The following is a 556-nucleotide window of genomic DNA, read 5'->3' on the forward strand; positions in this document are numbered from 1 at the left end:
TTTAGGCCGTCTACAGGCCACGTAATCCGTGGCCTGTAGAGTTTAAAAAGGGACGGATTTGTTGCCATTAAGGGACGGATTTGTTGTTAAGAAGGGACGGATTTGTTGTTGTAAAGGGACGGATTTGTTGTATTGTGGGACGCAGATACAGTGTCCCCTTATACACAAGGAATGTCGAACGTGGCCTCACCCCCAATGGTTTACAAAAGCAATGCCCTGGTCGAGGCCGCGTATCGCCTCAGTGTTCAGGAACAGCGGATCGTTCTGGCCTGTATTAGCCAGGTGAAGAGGAGCGAGCCTGTCACCGATGAAGTGATGTATTCAGTGACGGCGGAGGACATAGCGACGATGGCGGGTGTCCCTATCGAATCTTCCTACAACCAGCTCAAAGAAGCGGCCCTGCGCCTGAAACGGCGGGAAGTCCGGTTAACCCAAGAGCCCAATGGCAAGGGGAAAAGACCGAGTGTGATGATTACCGGCTGGGTGCAAACAATCATCTACCGGGAGGGTGAGGGCCGTGTAGAACTCAGGTTCACCAAAGACATGCTGCCGTACC

Annotated in this window: 1 protein-coding gene; it reads left to right on the plus strand. The window is 52.9% G+C overall.

Going from position 1 to position 556, the window contains the following annotated elements; genetic code table 11:
• Positions 1–180: 180 nt before the first annotated feature.
• Positions 181–556, plus strand: a 376-nt coding sequence (locus GHO42_RS04250; RefSeq protein ID WP_218575985.1) for a replication initiation protein, incomplete at its 3' end; no start/stop codon positions are given.

It is taken from the genome of Pseudomonas sp. FSL R10-0056, assembly GCF_009600105.1.
Classification (GTDB): domain Bacteria; phylum Pseudomonadota; class Gammaproteobacteria; order Pseudomonadales; family Pseudomonadaceae; genus Aquipseudomonas; species Aquipseudomonas bubulae.